The sequence below is a fragment of the Mycolicibacterium thermoresistibile genome, assembly GCF_900187065.1.
Taxonomy (GTDB): Bacteria; Actinomycetota; Actinomycetes; order Mycobacteriales; family Mycobacteriaceae; genus Mycobacterium; species Mycobacterium thermoresistibile.
The window spans coordinates 2308173-2323705 of the sequence record NZ_LT906483.1 but is presented as its reverse complement, the minus strand read 5'-3'; the positions used below and the strand labels follow the sequence as shown (position 1 = coordinate 2323705).

Here is a 15533-nt window from a genome sequence, read left to right as displayed (position 1 = left end):
TCCGGTCAGGACCCTGGGCTGAACTCGATGTGCAGCTCGTTCAGCCCGCGCATGATGAACGTCGGCTCGTAGGTGTACCGCCGGTGCTCCGCGGGGCCGTGATGGGCCTGCGAGATCCTGATGTCGGTCATCCGGTCGAGGATCCGATTCAGCGAGATCCGCCCTTCCGCCCGGGCCAGCGGCGCCCCCGGGCACGAGTGCGGCCCGCGGATGAACGCGATCTGCTCCCGCACGTTCGGACGGTCCGGGCGGAAGCTGTCGGGATCTATGAACTTTCGTGGATCACGGTTACACGCCCCGGGCAGCAGCATGATCGTGGTGCCAGCCGGCACCTTGACGTCGCCGATCGTGGTGGTGGTGCGCGCCATCCGGAAGTGCGCCTTGACCGGGCTCTCCATCCGCAGCGTCTCCTCCAGGAACGCCGGGATCCGGCTGCGGTCCGCACGCAACTCCTGCTGCAAGCGCTGATCCTCGGCGATCGAGCGCACCGCGAAGCTCACCAGTTTGGTGGTGGTCTCGGTACCCGCGGCGAACAGGAACGTCGACACGTTCATCACGTCGTCGATGTCCGGGGTGGAGCCGTCCTCGTATCTGGCGTGCGCCAACTCGGTCAGCACATCGGCGCGCGGAGCCCGGCGCCGGTCCTCGATGTAGGCTCGGAACTTGTCGTTCAGCCATTCCAACGGATTGTGCGAGGTGGGCGCATCCTTGCCCAGTTCGCCGACGGTCTCCAACGCGAACGCCGCCTTGAACTCCTCGTGATCGGCCGCCGGTACCCCGAGCAGGTCGGCGATCACCAACAGCGAGAACGGTTTCGCGTAGTCCTCCAGGAATTCGGCGCTGCCCCGGTCGAGGAACCTGTCCAGCTGCTGATCGGCCAGCCGCCACATGAACTCCTCGTTCTCCTTGAGGCGTTTGGGCGTGATGAGCTTGTTCAGCAGACCGCGGGTGCGAGTGTGCAGCGGCGGATCCTGCGAGGTGATGTGCTCGGCCATCGGCACACCGTCGCGGTACTGCTCGATCAGATCCGACACATCGTCGCGCCCGTCCGGACCGAACGGCATACCGGAGAACGGCCCGGCGACCGACACGCACGACGAGAAGGCCGGATTGCGGTACACCTCCAGCGCCTCCTCGTAGCCGGTCACGGCCAGCACCTTGTGTGGGGTCGCCTCGACCACAGGACATTTCGACCGAAGATGCTCGAAGTACGAATACGGGTCGCCCACCAGCGACTCGTCGGTGAAGAAGTCAACGGTGTCGAAATCGGTCACATCACGCTCCGGGTCGGATCGGTCACCTGGGTCTCGGTGAGGTCCAACATGTCGCCGAACGCGTGGATGATGACCGGCGACGAGAACGTCTCGTTGTCGCGGAGCAGCTGCTGAACCTCCTCGTACCAATACACCATGAAGATCGCTTCACTGGTTCTCCTCAGGCCGGGTAGGCGACGGACTTGATCTCGGTGTACTGGTCGAAGCCGGCCACACCGTTCTGGCGGCCGACACCGCTGTCCTTGTATCCGCCGAAGGGTGTATCGGCTCCGTATCCGGCAGCCCCGTTGATGCCGATGAAGCCCGCACGCAACCGTCTGGCCACCGCGAGCGCGTGCTCGATCGAGCTGGACATGACGTTGCCGGCCAGCCCGTAGGCGGTGTCGTTGGCGATCCGCACCGCATCGTCCTCGTCGTCGTAGGGGATGACGGCGAGCACCGGCCCGAAGATCTCCTCCTGGGCGATGGTCATCGAGTTGTCCACGTCGGCGAACAGCGTCGGCCGAACGAAGAAGCCCTTGTCCAGCCCGTCCGGTGGGTCCTCGCCCCCGACCACCAGCCGGGCGCCCTCCTCGACGCCCTTGCGGATGTAGCCGCGGATGCGGGTGCGCTGCTTCTCGTTGATCACCGGCCCGCACAGGGTCGCCGGATCCTGCGGGTCGCCGGGCGCGACGCCTTCGTAGATGCCACGCAGGATCTCGATGCCCTCGTCGTAGCGGGATCGTGGCAGCAGCAGCCGGGTGGGGTTGGCGCACCCCTGTCCGGCGTGCATGCACGGCGCGATGCCCATCATGCAGCCGAGCGCGAAATCGGCGTCCTCCAGCACGATCGTGGCCGATTTGCCGCCGAGTTCGAGGAAGAGCCGCTTCATGGTGGCCGCACCCTTGGCCATGATGCGTTTGCCCACCGCGGTGGATCCGGTGAACGAGATCAGGTCCACCTTGGGCGACAACGTCAGCTCCTCACCGATCAGGTGATCCGATGCGGTGACCACGTTGACCACCCCGGGCGGGATGTCGGTCCGCTCGGCGATCAGGCGGCCCAGCCTGGTGGCGTTGAACGGGGTGTCCGGGGCCGGTTTCAGCACCACGGTGCAGCCGGTGCCCAGCGCCTGCCCGATCTTCTGGATGGAGACCTCAAACGGGAAGTTCCACGGCACGATCGCGCCCACCACCCCGGCCGGTTCCCGCCACACCCGCCGGGTGGTGTTCATCCCGGTCACCGACACCATCGCATCGCCGAGCGCTGTCTCCCAGGAATATTCGTCGATGAGCTCGGCCGGATACCGCAGCGCGTCCGACAGCGGCGCGTCCAGTTGTGGTCCGTGCGTGATCGAGCGGGGACAACCGACCTCGAGGATCAGTTCCTCGCGCAGCTCCTCCTGTTCGGTCTCCAGCGCCTCCTGCAGCTGCAGCAGGCAGCGTTGCCGGAACGCGTGATTCGTCGACCAGTCGGTTTCGTCGAAGGCCCGCCGCGCGGCGTCGATGGCCCGGTGCATGTCGGCGACCGACGCGTCGGCGACCTCGCCCAGGGGCTCCTCGGTGGCCGGGTTGATGGTGGTGAAGGTTCCGGCCGACCCTTCGACGAGCTTGCCGTCGATCATCATCCTCGGCTCGTGCCGAACGTCAGGCATGGGTGTCCTCTCTGGTCGTCAGGCGGCCGAAACGCGGTAAACCGAGCGACAGCCGGATCATCTGGTGCAGGGTTGCCGGCGGCAGGATCCGGTTGGCGATCATCAACATCCGGGCGGACGGACCGGCCGGCCTTTTGACGAACGGTTGGGGATTGTCGAGCGCCTTGGACAGCGCCAGCGCGAACTTCTCCGGCGGCCGGGCGGCCTTCGCGACGGCGGCCCGGCCCCGCTTGTCCATGGTGCGGTGGTGGCGGGCGTAGACACCCTGCAGATCCCGGCAGTCGGTGGTGCCCGCGTCGGTGATGATCTCGGTGTCGTACACACCCGTCACCAGGACCGTGACACCGATCCCGAACGGATTCACCTCCCCGGCCATCGCCTCGGCCCAGCGTTCCAGCGCACCCTTGGCCGCCGAGTACGGCGCCGTCGAGGGCATCCCCCACACACCCTGCTGGCTGGAGACGAGCACGATGCGGCCCCGCCCGGCCCGGCGCATGCCGGGCAACAGCTCCCTGGTCAGCGCCACCGGTCCGAACACGGTGGTCGCGAACATCTGCTCCCACAGGCTCAGCGGGGTCTCCTCGACCATCCCGGCGGCCGAGATGCCGGCGTTGTGCACCACCGCGTACGGGGCTCCGACGGACCCCTCGATCTCCTTGGCCGCGGCGGTGATCGATGCCGCGTCGGTGAGATCGAGGGCCACCGGAATCAACCGCGGATCGTCCGCGGCGGCGCCGGTGGTCTCCGCGAGTCGGGCCATTCCGGCATCGACCGATCGCATCGCCGCCACCACCCGCCACCCCCGGCGGTACAGGTGGGTGGCGGAGGCCAGGCCGAGCCCCCGGGAGGCCCCGGTGATGACGACGCTGCGTGGCCCGGCCGGCTGCCGGTCGGTCACTCCGGAGCGGCGCACCGGTTGCTCACCTCACCGAGTTCCTCCACCGGACGGCCCGACGGTCGGCGCGACGACACAGCGGCCAGTCCTCCGGCAGATGCCACAGCTCGGGGTTGTAGACCGCGAACGGCGACCAGTTCATGATCGGGTCCTGCCACACGATCAGCGTGGTGACGATCGCCGAACAGGGTGGGGTTGTGCAGATTGCGCCGGTAATGCACCTTCCCCTCCGGGTTGGCGACCCGTTCCGAACGCGGCCCCTTGCGTGCGTTGGGGCCGAAGAACAGCCCGATCGCGATCAGCGTGACGAGGCCCAGAAGCGGTCCCCGCCGGATATTCCCGGTCGCGGCGGCGTCGGCGTCCTCCGCGGCCCCGGGAGGGATTTCGGGCCGGGTCTTCTCGGTGGTCATGCATCACTCCTCACCGAAGCGGTCCACGAGATGCGAGTTGACACCGTCCTGGTCGAGCCGACGGGCGACCAGATAGCCGGCGCCCATCCAGGCCCGGCGGGTCCACTTGCCGAACGACACCCGGGTGCCGGGTGCGCCGGCGGCGGCGGGCAGCATCTTGACCCGTTCCATGGCCTCCTTGACCCCGCGCGGGCTGAGCGGATGCGCGTCGGCGAAGGCGTGCACCAGCGCGTTGGCGATGTCGTGGTTGACCACTGGGACGCAGTACTGCGGCCGGCGCCCGTACGCCTTCTCGTAACGGTCCAGGAACCGTTGGCCGACGAGGTTGTGCTCGTCGTACTGGTCCACCCCGGTCCAGCCCAGAAACGCGTTCCACATCACCGGGTTGATCCAGGCGTTCTGGAACGCGGTGCTGGTGAACCGCGGTGGGTCCCAGTCCAGTGCCTGGAGCGCCGGGTTGACGAAGACGATGCCGAACCCGAACCCGCAGTGCACCAGCGCCGACGGTTTGGCCTCATACACCCGTTCGACTGCCGCGGTCACATCCTGGGCGGTCTGCGCGATCGCGGCCTCTGCCACGATGCGGATGTTCTTGCGACGGCACGCATTCCGGAGGTTCCGCAGGTAGGTCTCGCCGATCAGCGACTGTTCGATCAGCACGCCGACCTCGGTGTGACCGTCCTTGGCGAGAAGATCCGCCCAGAAGATGGGCTCGTCGGTCAGTGACCCCTGCGGAAAGGAGAAGGTCCACTCGCCGAGCCAGTCGTCGCTGCCGGTGACGCTGACCGCGGGCACCCGGAAGCGCTCCTCGATGGCCTCCCGGGTGGGGACCGCGTTGTCGGAGATGTTCGGCCCGAACACCACGAGGCACCCCTCGTCGACCAGATCGCCGAACGCGTCGATGACCTTCTTCACCGACCCCTTCGGCAACCCCTCGACCTCGCGGTAGACGATCTCGACCGGCCGATCGATGACCCCGGCCTCCAGCGCCTCGTTGAACAGCAATTCGAACGGCTGGGAAAAGTCCTCCTTCATCTCCTTCGGATAGCCGTCCGGGAGCCGGAAATCCATCAGGTAGCCGATCTTGATCGGCTCGGCGGAACTCTCGTAGGACATGCAACCTCCGTGGATTCCAGCTGCCGCCGGGGCGAGGTGGCAACGGATTGCGCGGCTGGTTAAACCTAATATTTGTTCAGACAGTAGCGAGCGGCGCGTGGCGGCGTCAACGGTCTGGGCGGGCACGTCGTCGAGATGGGCGTCGGTCCAGGACGGCTCCCCCTGCCGGCCCCGGGCGCGACGAGAACGGTGCGGCCGACCAACGGCGAGGCCGACAGACCCAGCCGAAGCTGCGGTCCGGCATCGACCTCGGGTCTGCGGTTCGGTCACGGCGCCCTCATCGCTGACCAAATATCTGCTCTACCCTAGAGTCCGCCTCTGCCTCCCGTCAACGAATCGGCGCGCCTCAGGAGTACTGGGCGCGCCGAACTGACCGGTCAGTCCCACACCACGTGCAGGTACGGCGGCGACCGGAAGTACATGCCTGCGACATACGGCGCCGCGGCGTCCGGATCCAGCCGCAGCCCCGGCAGTCGGTCGAGGAGGGTGTTGAAGATGACGGTGCTCTCCAGCCGGGCCAGATGCATGCCCAGACAGACATGCGCTCCGTGACCGAACCCGATGTGCGGTTTGCGCTCCCGGAAGATGTCGAACTCCTCGGGCCGTTCCCACCGGGTCTCATCGTGGTTGGCGCTGCCGAGGTTGACCGCGATGGTCGAGCCGGCCGGGATCTGCACACCGAAGAACTCGATGTCCTCGGTGACCTCCCGCATGAAGTTCAACAGTGGTGTCTCCCACCGGATACCCTCTTCGATCGCCTGTGGCAGCAGGTCCCGGTCGGCCTTGACCGCGGTCAGCTGGTCGGGATGGGTGAGCAGCCCGTAGGCGAGGCTGGCAGTGGATCTCGACGTGGTCTCCGCCCCGGCCGGCAGCAGGTTGCGCATGAAGCCGTAGATCTGTTCGTCGGACATCCGGACGCCGTCGACCTCGGCGTGCGCAAGCTTTGAGACCATGTCGTCGCGCGGCGACCGGCGACGCTCGGCGAGGATTCCCACGAAGTAGTCGCGCAGTTCGGCAGACGCCTTCAGCGCGGTGTCCATGTCCGCGTGGAACCCCAGCAGGTCGATGGCCAGCCGGTGGAACTCGGGCACATCCGCCTCCGGCAGACCGAGCAGTGCGGCGATCACCCGGACCGGGATCGGCATGAACACCTCTTCGACGAGGTCGGCCCGCCCGGCATCGCGGATCCTGTCCACGGTGCGCTCCACCAGCGGCCGGACCAACTCGGCCTCCCACCGCCGCATCGACGACCGGGCGAAGGCGAACTCGTGCAACCTGCGGTATGTCTGGTGTTCGGGTTCCTGCATCTCGAGGATCGTCGGGCCCTGCAACGGACGCACGATCGCCTCATAGCAGCGGGTGCTGAAGGTCCGGTTGTCGGTGAAAACCGCCTTGACGGCATCGAAGCTGTAGGCGGCGAAGGTCTGCGGGCCGTCCGGCGGGTTCTCGAAGATCGACATCTCCGGCCAGCCCGGGTGGACCGGCGCTTTCGACCGCAGTTCGGCCAGCATCGGGTACGGCGAGGCATCGCCGTCCGCGCCCATCCCGGCGTCGAACCGCGCCTGGGCCTCCTTGACGCCCGCTGTGATCACCGGGCCGGACCCCTCTGGGCTCGAATACTCCGGGCTGGACTGTTCTGGGCTGGACTGTTCTGGACTGGAGACGGGCTCCGGCATCACCCCTCCTCGGATCGCGACAGACCTGTTATAGCACCTGAAAACCTAATCTTTGTTCTGAATACGGTACGCCCCGGCCGGCCGGTCTCCGCATCGATTCGTGACCGGTTCGGCGGAAGACCTTCTGGTAGCGTTGAGCAAGCCTTTCGGATCGGTGATCGGCCAGGGTGGGAGGCAGAGCTTTGGAGGTGTGGTGGGGCGTCCGCAGCTGACTTCGGAGCAGCGCAACGTGCGGAAGAGTGCCCATACCCTCGCGTCGGTCGCCGGCAGAGCCTACGACGACGGCACTCGGCGCACCGAGATCCTGCAAACCGCTGCGCGGTTGATCGCCTCGTCGGGGCTGCGAACCTCGCTGCAGGAGATCGCCGACGCCGCTGGCATCCTGCCGGGCAGCCTCTACCACCACTTCGAGTCCAAAGAAGCGATCCTGGTGGAGTTGCTGCGCCGCTATCACACCGACCTCGACACCATCGCGGCACATGCCCAGGAGCGGCTCGACGACCCGGATCCCCGCTCCCCGTCCGACCGCATCACCGATCTGGGGGTGGCGATCGCACGATGCGCGGTCACCCACCGTGCCGCCCTGCAGATGACGTTCTACGAAGGCCCCACTTCACATCCCGAGGTGACCGCGCTGGCGCAGCAGCGCCCGACGGGCATCCTCGAGGCGATGCTGCAGACACTACGGGCCGCCCGCTGGAGCGGTTATCTACGGGCCGACATCGACCTGCCCATCCTGGCCGACCGGATCGTGCAGACGATGCTGCAGGTCGGCCTGGATGTCATCCGGCACAACGCGAGTCCGGACAAGGCGGCGACCCTGCTTTGCCGGATCCTGCTCGAAGGGCTCGCCACCGTTTTACCCACCGACGAGGAACTCGACGGTTCTGCGGCCTTCCGGGCCGCCGACGAGGTCGTGCAATCCTGGAGCCTCGAGGCCGAGGCGGAGGCCGACGACAAGGCCGCCCATGTGCGTGCGGTGGCGCGCGCCGAGTTCGGCCGCCGCGGGTACGAGGGCACCACGATCAGGGACATCGCCCGCGCCGCCGGACTCGGCACCGGGACGGTGTACCGGCTGATCGGGTCCAAGGAAGAACTGTTGGCCTCGATCATGCGGTCCTTCGGCGAGAAGATCGCGGTGGGCTGGACCGACGTGCTACGGACCGACGCGCCGGCGATCGCCAAGCTGGACGCACTCAGCTGGGTCAACACCAACGCACTGGACCGGTTCGGTGACGAGTTCCGGATCCAGCTGGCCTGGATGCGCCAGTCCCCGCCGGACACCCCCAATCCGGGCTGGCTGTTCGCCAAGCGGGTGCGGCAGGTCAAGTCGCTGCTGGCAGCCGCCATCCGCTCCGGTGAGATCAGCATCGACAGCCCGTCCAACGAGCTGTTGGCCCGCAGCGTCATCGGGGTCGGCTGGGTTCCGGAGAACATCCTGCGGCAGATCGGCACCCGTGCCGCGCAGATCCTCGTCCGCGACACCGTGCTGCGCGGCGCAGCCGACCGCGACGTGACCCGCTGATCGCTTCCCCCGTCCCGTCCCGCCCCGCCGGCCGCTCTGCTCGGCCTTGGCGTCGCCTCCTGCAGACTCTTGTAACCAAATATCTGTTCCGGATAGTGTGGCAGGCGATCATCCACCGCCACGCGAAGGGGACCAATGGCTGGTATCGAGCAATTCCGTTATGACGGCAGGCATGCACTGATTGTGGGGGGCGCGACCGGGATGGGTGCGGCGGCGGCCCGGATCGTCCGGGACCTCGGCGCGACGGTGACGGTCATGGACTACGCTCCCGTCACCTACGACACCGATCGGGTCATCGAGATGGATCTGCGCGATCCCGGATCCATCGACCACGCGGTCGACGAACTGTCCGGCCCGGTCGACGCCGTCTTCTCGGCCGCCGGCATCGCCGACGGTCCGGATCTGATGCGGACCAACTTCATCGGGCATCGCCATCTGCTCGACCGGTTGTTCGCCGACGGCCGGCTGGGACGCGGATCCGCGATCTGCTTCATCTCCTCGGTGGCCGGGATGGGCTGGGAGAACGATCTGGACCGGTTGCTGGATTTCCTGTCGACCACCGACTACCGGTCCGCGGACGCGTGGGTCAAGGAACATGAGGGCGACGGCTTCATCCACTACGGATTCAGCAAGCAGGTCGTCAACGCCTACGTCGCGACGTGGGCGTTCGAACTGCTCAAGCAGGGTGTGCGGATCAACGCGATCTGCCCCGGACCCACCGACACCCCGCTGGCGCGCGCCAATGCCGATCTGTGGCTGACCTTCGCCCAGGATTACCGGGACGCCACCGGCGTCGGAGTCCATCAGCCCGAGCAGATGGGCAGTGCGATGGCCTTTCTGAACTCGCCGGCGGCCAGTGGGATCAGCGGTATCACGCTGTTGGTGGACAGCGGGCATGCGATGTCCTCGCTGACGAACGCCTTCCCGCCCGGCAAGCCGATCATGGACCTGATCACCGGGCGGGCGAAGCTCTAGGGGCTCAGTCGAACGCGTGGCGCGGCAACGTGGTCGGCAGGTCCAGGGAGCTCAGCAGCCCGGCCGGCGCCGCCACCACGTACGGTATCGCGTTCACCACCCGCATCGCGGTGGCGGCCATCGCCGCGCGGCCGGCCCCGTGACCCTCGGCGGCGCCGAGGTTCATCGCACAGTGGATGTCGGGGTCACCCTCGATGTCGACCCGGTAAGTGGCATCGAACTCCGAGGTCAGCCACTCCGGGGCGACGTCGCGCGCCATCCGGATGATGTGCTCGATGACGATGGCCTCCCGCCCACCGACGATCCCGGCGACCCGGGTCCGCACCGCACCGCAGGTGCCCGCCTCGACCCGGCCGAACGCCACATCGATGTCCCGGTGGGTGACGCTCCGGTCGAACGTTCCGCGCAGTTCCTCGACCTCGACACCCAACCCGTCGGCGATGAGGTGAATCGGCGCGCGCCAAGCCATCTCGATGAACCCGGGGGTCTTGAGCCAGGGTTCGAAGTCGAGTGGACGGCCGAAGCCCATCCCGTCCATCATCACGTCGGCCACCGGATAGTGGTCGTTCAGCGCGATCTCGGTCGCGGTGATGCGTCGGATGTTCTTGGACTGGGTGGTCAGCAACAGCGCCAGCTCGTCGGAGCCGAAACCCGGGAAGATGCCCGACGCGTAGAACGACGCCGAGCCGGACTTCGCGGCCGCCTCGAGTTGGTCCCGCCACTCCTCGGAGTGATAGCTCGGCGGATACACCAGCATCGTGGAGGTCGTCGAGACGACGTTGATACCCGCCTCGAGCAGCCGCACATAGTCAGGCACCGCGCCGGCGTCCCGTTCCGGACCGCTGGCCGCGTAGACGACGCAGTCCGGTTGCAGGGCGATCAGCGCACCGGCGTCGTCGGTGGCCGAGACACCCAGCGGGCCGACGCCGGCGAGCTCACCGGCGTCCTTGCCGACCTTCTCCTCGGAATGCACCCACACACCGACGAGTTCGAGATCCGGGCGCCGGCTGATCGCGTCGATCGCGATCGAGCCGACACCACCCGTCGACCACACCACGGTTCGGATCGGTTTCGACAACTGGCTCTCCTCTCCTGCGGCCACCCGGCGCGTGCCCCGGGGCCGGCTCTAACCTAATATTTGTTCAGGTCGACCATCGACTTCATTGCCGAATTCACCGCTCAGAGTTGACGGTAAGGCAACCATATTCGACCTCGTCCACTCCTCCCGGCACCTGTTGCCCTGCCGGAGCAAACCTTAGTTCAATGGCTGGGAAGTCCGCGGTGATGTCCACAGTGATGTCCGTTCAGCGCAGGGCGGCTCGGCCGGTGACGGGGCTGGTGAGCGTCGCAGTGGTCATCGGTGTCATCCTGCTCGCCGCACAGCTGATCCGGGACGGTTTCGCCCGAACCGCCCCGGTGACGGTGCTCTCGCCCCGCGCCGGTCTGGTGACGACGCCGACGCCGAGGTGCAGTTCCACGGAGTGCAGGTCGGCAAGGTCCTCGCCGGTCGGCATCGCGCACCACGAGACCTAGGAAGGACCTCGTCACGGCGGCAGTGCGATGACCGGGTACAGCTACGGTCCGGGTGGCCGATCAGAAGCCGCCGACTCCTGCCCGCCCCCGCTCGCCCGGGCGCTAGCGACCGAATCCAGCGTCCCGCAACGCCTGAGCCATCGCACCGTTCGGCTGGTTGCCGCCGCGGGACCGGTTCTGGTTTCGCCGGTCGCCGCGGTCGGGTCTGCGGCCGTTCCCGCCCTTCGGGGCCTCGCCCTTCGCGCCCCGGTTGCCGGAGCGCTTTCCGGACTGGTGCGGGTCGTCGTCGAGGCGCAGGCTCAGCCCGATGCGCTGCCGTTCCACATCGACATCGACCACCTTGACCCGAACCACCTGACCGGATCGGACGATGTCGTGCGGATCCGAGACGAACCGGTCGGCCATCGCCGACACGTGCACGAGACCGTCCTGGTGCACACCGATGTCGACGAACGCGCCGAAGGCCGCCACATTGGTGACCACCCCCTCGAGCACCATGCCCACCTTGAGGTCGGCGATCGTGTCCACCCCGTCGGTGAAGGTGGCGGTGGCGAACGCGGGCCGCGGGTCACGGCCGGGCTTCTCGAGTTCGGCGAGAATGTCGGTCACCGTGGGGATGCCGAACTGGTCATCGGCGAAATCGGCCGGACGTAGTGCCCGCAGCGTCTTCTCGTTGCCGATCAGTTCGGCCAGGGTGACACCCGCGCGGTCCAGGATCCGCCGCACCACCGGGTACGCCTCGGGATGCACACCGGAGGCGTCCAGCGGGTCGTCACCGTCGCGGATCCGCAGGAAGCCCGCGCACTGTTCGAAAGCCTTGGGGCCCAGGCGCGGAACATCCAACAACGCCTTGCGGTTGCGGAACGGTCCGGTCTTCTCCCGATGGGCGACGATCGACTCCGCCAACGACTCGCTGATCCCCGACACCCGGGACAGCAACGGCACCGAGGCGGTGTTGAGGTCCACACCGACCGCGTTCACCGCGTCCTCGACCACCGCGTCCAGGCTGCGCGCGAGGTATCCGGGCGTCACGTCGTGTTGATACTGGCCGACCCCGATCGACTTCGGCTCGATCTTCACCAGTTCGGCCAGCGGATCCTGCAACCGCCGCGCGATCGACACCGCACCGCGCAGGGTCACGTCGAGATCGGGCAGTTCACGGGCCGCATAGGACGATGCGGAGTACACCGACGCGCCGGCCTCGCTGACCATCGCCTTGACCGGCGGAGTCGCACCGGCCGCACGGATGTCGGCGATCACTTCCGCGGCCAGGGCATCGGTTTCGCGGGAGGCGGTACCGTTGCCGACCGCGATCAACTCCACGCCGTGCCGCGCCACCAGCGCGGCGAGCGTGGCCTTGGCGGCGTCCCACTGCTTCTGCGGCTGATGCGGGTAGATGGTGGCGGTGTCGAGCACCTTGCCGGTGCCGTCGACGACGGCAACCTTGACCCCGGTGCGGTAACCGGGGTCGAGCCCCAGCGTGACCCGGCTCCCCGCCGGGGCTGCCAGCAGCAGGTCCCTGAGGTTGCGGGCGAACACCGCCACCGCCTCCTCCTCGGCGCGCTGCCGCAGCCTGATGCGGGCGTCGACCTTCGCCGACACGCTGAGCTTGGTGCGCCACGCCCATTCGACGGTGCCCGTCAGCCACGGGGTCGCCGCCGCGGCGGCGGTCAGGTCGATACCCAGGGTGTCGGCGATCATGGCGTGGTAGCCGGCCTCGTCACCGCCGTCGAAGGTGAGCGCCAGCACCTCCTCCTTCTCCCCACGCAACACCGCCAGCACCCGGTGCGAGGGCATCTCCTCCAGCGGCTCGGCGAACTCGAAGTAGTCCCGGAACTTCTGCGCGGCAGCGCTTGTGGCGACCTCGTCGGACCACGGTGCGGTTCGCAGGGTTCCCTGGACCCAGAACTTCTCCCGGATGGCGCCCACCAGCTCGGCGTCCTCGGCGGCCCGATCGGTGAGGATGTGCCGCGCACCGTCGAGCGCCGCGGCCGGGTCGGCGACGGACTCCCCCACGTACTCCCCGGCCACCTGGTCGGGAACCAGCGTCGGATCGGCGAGCAACCGGTCGGCGAGCGGTTCCAGCCCGGCCTCCCGGGCGATCTGCGCCTTGGTGCGTCGCTTGGGCTTGAACGGCAGGTAGATGTCCTCGACGCGGGCCTTGGTGTCCGCCGCCAGCAGCGCTGCCCTGAGGTCGTCGGTGAGTTTGCCCTGTTCCTCGATAGCGCTCAGCACCGCGGCGCGGCGTTCGTCGAGTTCACGCAGGTAGCGCAGGCGCTCCTCGAGCATCCGCAGCTGCCCGTCGTCGAGACTGCCGGTCGCCTCCTTGCGGTAGCGGGCGATGAACGGGACGGTCGCGCCCTCGTCGAGCAGCCGGACCGCGGCGGCTACTTGCGCCTCGCCGACCTCCAGTTCCTCAGCGAGACGGGCGTTTACGGACTTCAGGGTCACGGTTCCGGTCACGCGAGGACCCTACCGAATGGCCCCGACAGCCTCATCGCCCGCCGACGGGTGTGTCGCGGCGGGGCGGGTCGGCGATCCCGCCGTGATCCGGGCCGCGGCCGCCGTGGCCAGGAACACCCCCAGGGCCGTCCACCCGACAGCGCCGCCGAGGCCGGACTTGGCGAGCACCAGCAGCACCGCCCGCCCTGTCCACGGCCGCTCCGCGAGCCGGCGCACCGCCGGCGCGGCCACCACGAAGGCGCAGGACATCCAGGTGCACTGCAGCGCGAGCACCAGTGTGGGAGGTGAGACGTTGGACACCCGTTCGATGCCGGTGACCACCAGCGCCACCTCGTAGCGACCGGTCGCGGCCAGGATCAGCTGGCCGCAGAACGCGACGACCAGCACCATCGGCGCGGCCGCGGTGCGCAGCCGGGTCATTGCGGGAACGAGGGCCGGAACGATGAGGTAGACGCCGAGGAACCACAGCAGCGCGACCACCTCGCGACCGATTCGATCGGCGTCCGCGCCGCCGACCGTGAGCCGCAGGGTCAGCAGCGCCACCGCCCACATCCCGAGGTAGCAGAACAACGGCCGGCACAGCCGCTGCGCCCGGACCATCAGCCACCCACCCCACGTCGGGGCCTGGTCGCGCCGGTTCGCCGCGCACCAGCCATAGGCCCCGGCCGCACCGCCGGCCAGGAAGAACAACGGCATGACCTGCACCGCCCAGGTCACCGGCGCCAATGCGGGCAGCGCACCCAGGATGTTGGCGATGCGCACCCCGCCGCGGTCGATGGTCGCCGGCAACAGCGCGCAGTGGCCGAAGACGACGACGAAAGCGCGGCGATCCGGGCGGCGTCGACGGCACGGTCCCGGCCGGTCACGCGGGCGATGTTCGGCACCCGTGCAGGGTGCCCCGGCCGGGTGCCGCGAGGGATGAGTAGGACTACCCGACTTCTTCCCGATCTCCCGTGCAGGCATGGCCGGGACACGGTTCGATAACACTTCGATAACAGTTCTTCGGAAGTGCCTGCTATGGTGCCTCCCCGTGGGTAAGCACCGGCTGGCGCGGACTCGGCGCCGCACCTGGTGGCCGGCGGCGGCCATGGCCGTTCCGCTCGCCGGCCTGCTCAGCGCCGCGGCAGGTGGTCACGCGCATCTCGATCCCTTCCCCGACTCCCGCGACGCCACCGGGTGGAACACCGAACTCGTGGCGACCGCACCGAACGGTCCGAGCGGAACGCACTACCGGATCCCCGCGGCGGATCCCCCGCCCCTCCCGGCGTCGCGGGCCGCACACCGTATCGATCCGGAGTCACTACCGCCCGGGGTCGCCCCGGAGGCCGGCCTGCAGGTGAAGACGATCCTGGCCGCGCGCGCCGTCAGCGCGTTGTTCCCCGAGATCATGCAGATCGGCGGGGTGCGGCCGGACTCGATGCGCTGGCACCCCAACGGGCTGGCGATCGACGTGATGATCCCGGATTACGCCTCCCCCGAGGGCAGGGCGCTCGGTGATGAGATCGTCGAATTCGTGCTGGCCAACGGTGACCGGTTCGGCCTCGACCACATCATCTGGCGGCAGACCTACTACCCCCGCAACGGCACACCTCGGCCGATGGCCGACCGCGGTTCGGACAACGCCAATCACTACAACCATGTACACATCGCCACCACCGGTGGCGGCTACCCGTCCGGCCGGACCTTCCTGCGCTGATTGGCGCAGGTCCCGACGCCTGGGCAAATTTTGCGCCGATATCGGCACCGGTCGCCCACCGGTCGGCGGAACGGCCGGGCACATCCGCGCAGATCCGGCCCACCACGCACCGAGCCGGCCGGCACGGTCCCACGTCGACGTTTGCCAATGGCTGGGACAACCACGGTTCAGACGCTGAAATCTGTTTGCGATAGCCACAAGACCGGCGGCGGTCCGGCGGGAGGAAACAGCCGGTCACGGCCGATTCAACGGGTCGGGGCCGAGGATCACCGGGCATCAAATCGACCGGGTTCGTTCATTTCTGGCTAATACCCGCCGCGCCGGGTCCGTCGTCGTA

Annotated in this window: 12 protein-coding genes and 2 pseudogenes; 3 read left to right on the top strand and 11 right to left on the bottom strand. The window is 68.2% G+C overall.

Going from position 1 to position 15533, the window contains the following annotated elements; genetic code table 11:
• Positions 1–5 precede the first annotated feature (5 nt).
• The 7 genes and pseudogenes from CKW28_RS10840 to CKW28_RS10815 form a co-directional block, all read right to left on the bottom strand.
• Positions 6–1274 carry a cytochrome P450 gene (locus tag CKW28_RS10840; RefSeq protein ID WP_003927381.1) on the bottom strand — a complete coding sequence of 423 codons (1269 nt, stop codon included), beginning with the start codon at positions 1272–1274 and terminating at the stop codon, positions 6–8.
• Positions 1271–1411 carry a hypothetical protein gene (locus CKW28_RS24300; RefSeq protein WP_003927382.1) on the bottom strand — a complete coding sequence of 47 codons (141 nt, stop codon included), beginning with the start codon at positions 1409–1411 and terminating at the stop codon, positions 1271–1273. Before CKW28_RS24300 ends, CKW28_RS10840 begins: the two co-directional genes overlap by 4 nt.
• A gap of 23 nt (positions 1412–1434) precedes the next feature.
• Positions 1435–2907, bottom strand: a complete 1473-nt coding sequence (locus tag CKW28_RS10835; protein ID WP_040548076.1) for an aldehyde dehydrogenase family protein — start codon at positions 2905–2907, stop codon at positions 1435–1437.
• Positions 2900–3820 carry an SDR family oxidoreductase gene (locus tag CKW28_RS10830; protein WP_234784979.1) on the bottom strand — a complete coding sequence of 307 codons (921 nt, stop codon included), beginning with the start codon at positions 3818–3820 and terminating at the stop codon, positions 2900–2902. Before CKW28_RS10830 ends, CKW28_RS10835 begins: the two co-directional genes overlap by 8 nt.
• 58 nt (positions 3821–3878) lie before the next feature.
• A pseudogene (locus CKW28_RS10825) lies at positions 3879–4212 on the bottom strand (spirocyclase AveC family protein); the annotation flags it as partial.
• A 3-nt stretch (positions 4213–4215) separates the two neighbouring features.
• Entirely contained in the window at positions 4216–5328 is a 1113-nt protein-coding gene (locus CKW28_RS10820; protein ID WP_003927386.1) for an ABC transporter substrate-binding protein, read from the bottom strand.
• Positions 5329–5705: 377 nt separating this feature from the next.
• Positions 5706–6872 (bottom strand): cytochrome P450, encoded by a 1167-nt coding sequence (locus tag CKW28_RS10815; RefSeq protein WP_234784981.1) that lies wholly within the window; start codon positions 6870–6872, stop codon positions 5706–5708.
• A 361-nt stretch (positions 6873–7233) separates the two neighbouring features.
• Between CKW28_RS10815 and CKW28_RS10810 the strand changes: the two genes are divergently transcribed.
• Both CKW28_RS10810 and CKW28_RS10805 read left to right on the top strand, forming a co-directional pair.
• On the top strand, positions 7234–8529 hold the full coding sequence (locus CKW28_RS10810) for a TetR/AcrR family transcriptional regulator (RefSeq protein ID WP_040548115.1): 1296 nt from the start codon (positions 7234–7236) through the stop codon (positions 8527–8529).
• Between the two features lie 135 nt (positions 8530–8664).
• Positions 8665–9504 (top strand): SDR family oxidoreductase, encoded by an 840-nt coding sequence (locus tag CKW28_RS10805; protein WP_040548081.1) that lies wholly within the window; start codon positions 8665–8667, stop codon positions 9502–9504.
• Positions 9505–9508: 4 nt separating this feature from the next.
• Here CKW28_RS10805 and CKW28_RS10800 read toward each other — a convergent pair whose 3' ends face one another.
• From CKW28_RS10800 to CKW28_RS10785, 4 genes and pseudogenes are all read right to left on the bottom strand, one after another.
• A complete protein-coding gene (locus CKW28_RS10800; protein WP_040548117.1) occupies positions 9509–10582 on the bottom strand; it encodes an NAD(P)H-dependent amine dehydrogenase family protein in 1074 nt (357 codons plus the stop codon).
• Positions 10583–10808: 226 nt separating this feature from the next.
• The gene (locus CKW28_RS23565; RefSeq protein ID WP_131588072.1) at positions 10809–11018 is read right to left on the bottom strand and encodes a hypothetical protein; all 210 of its coding nucleotides are present in this window, start codon (positions 11016–11018) and stop codon (positions 10809–10811) included.
• A 121-nt stretch (positions 11019–11139) separates the two neighbouring features.
• Positions 11140–13500 carry a Tex family protein gene (locus tag CKW28_RS10790; RefSeq protein ID WP_003927392.1) on the bottom strand — a complete coding sequence of 787 codons (2361 nt, stop codon included), beginning with the start codon at positions 13498–13500 and terminating at the stop codon, positions 11140–11142.
• A gap of 174 nt (positions 13501–13674) precedes the next feature.
• Positions 13675–14384: pseudogene (locus CKW28_RS10785) on the bottom strand (acyltransferase family protein); the annotation flags it as partial.
• Between the two features lie 146 nt (positions 14385–14530).
• On the opposite strand from CKW28_RS10785, the gene CKW28_RS10780 reads away from it, so the two are divergent.
• Positions 14531–15196, top strand: coding sequence for a VldE C-terminal domain-containing protein (locus tag CKW28_RS10780; protein WP_003927394.1), 666 nt, complete (start codon positions 14531–14533; stop codon positions 15194–15196).
• The last annotated feature ends 337 nt before the right edge of the window (positions 15197–15533 follow it).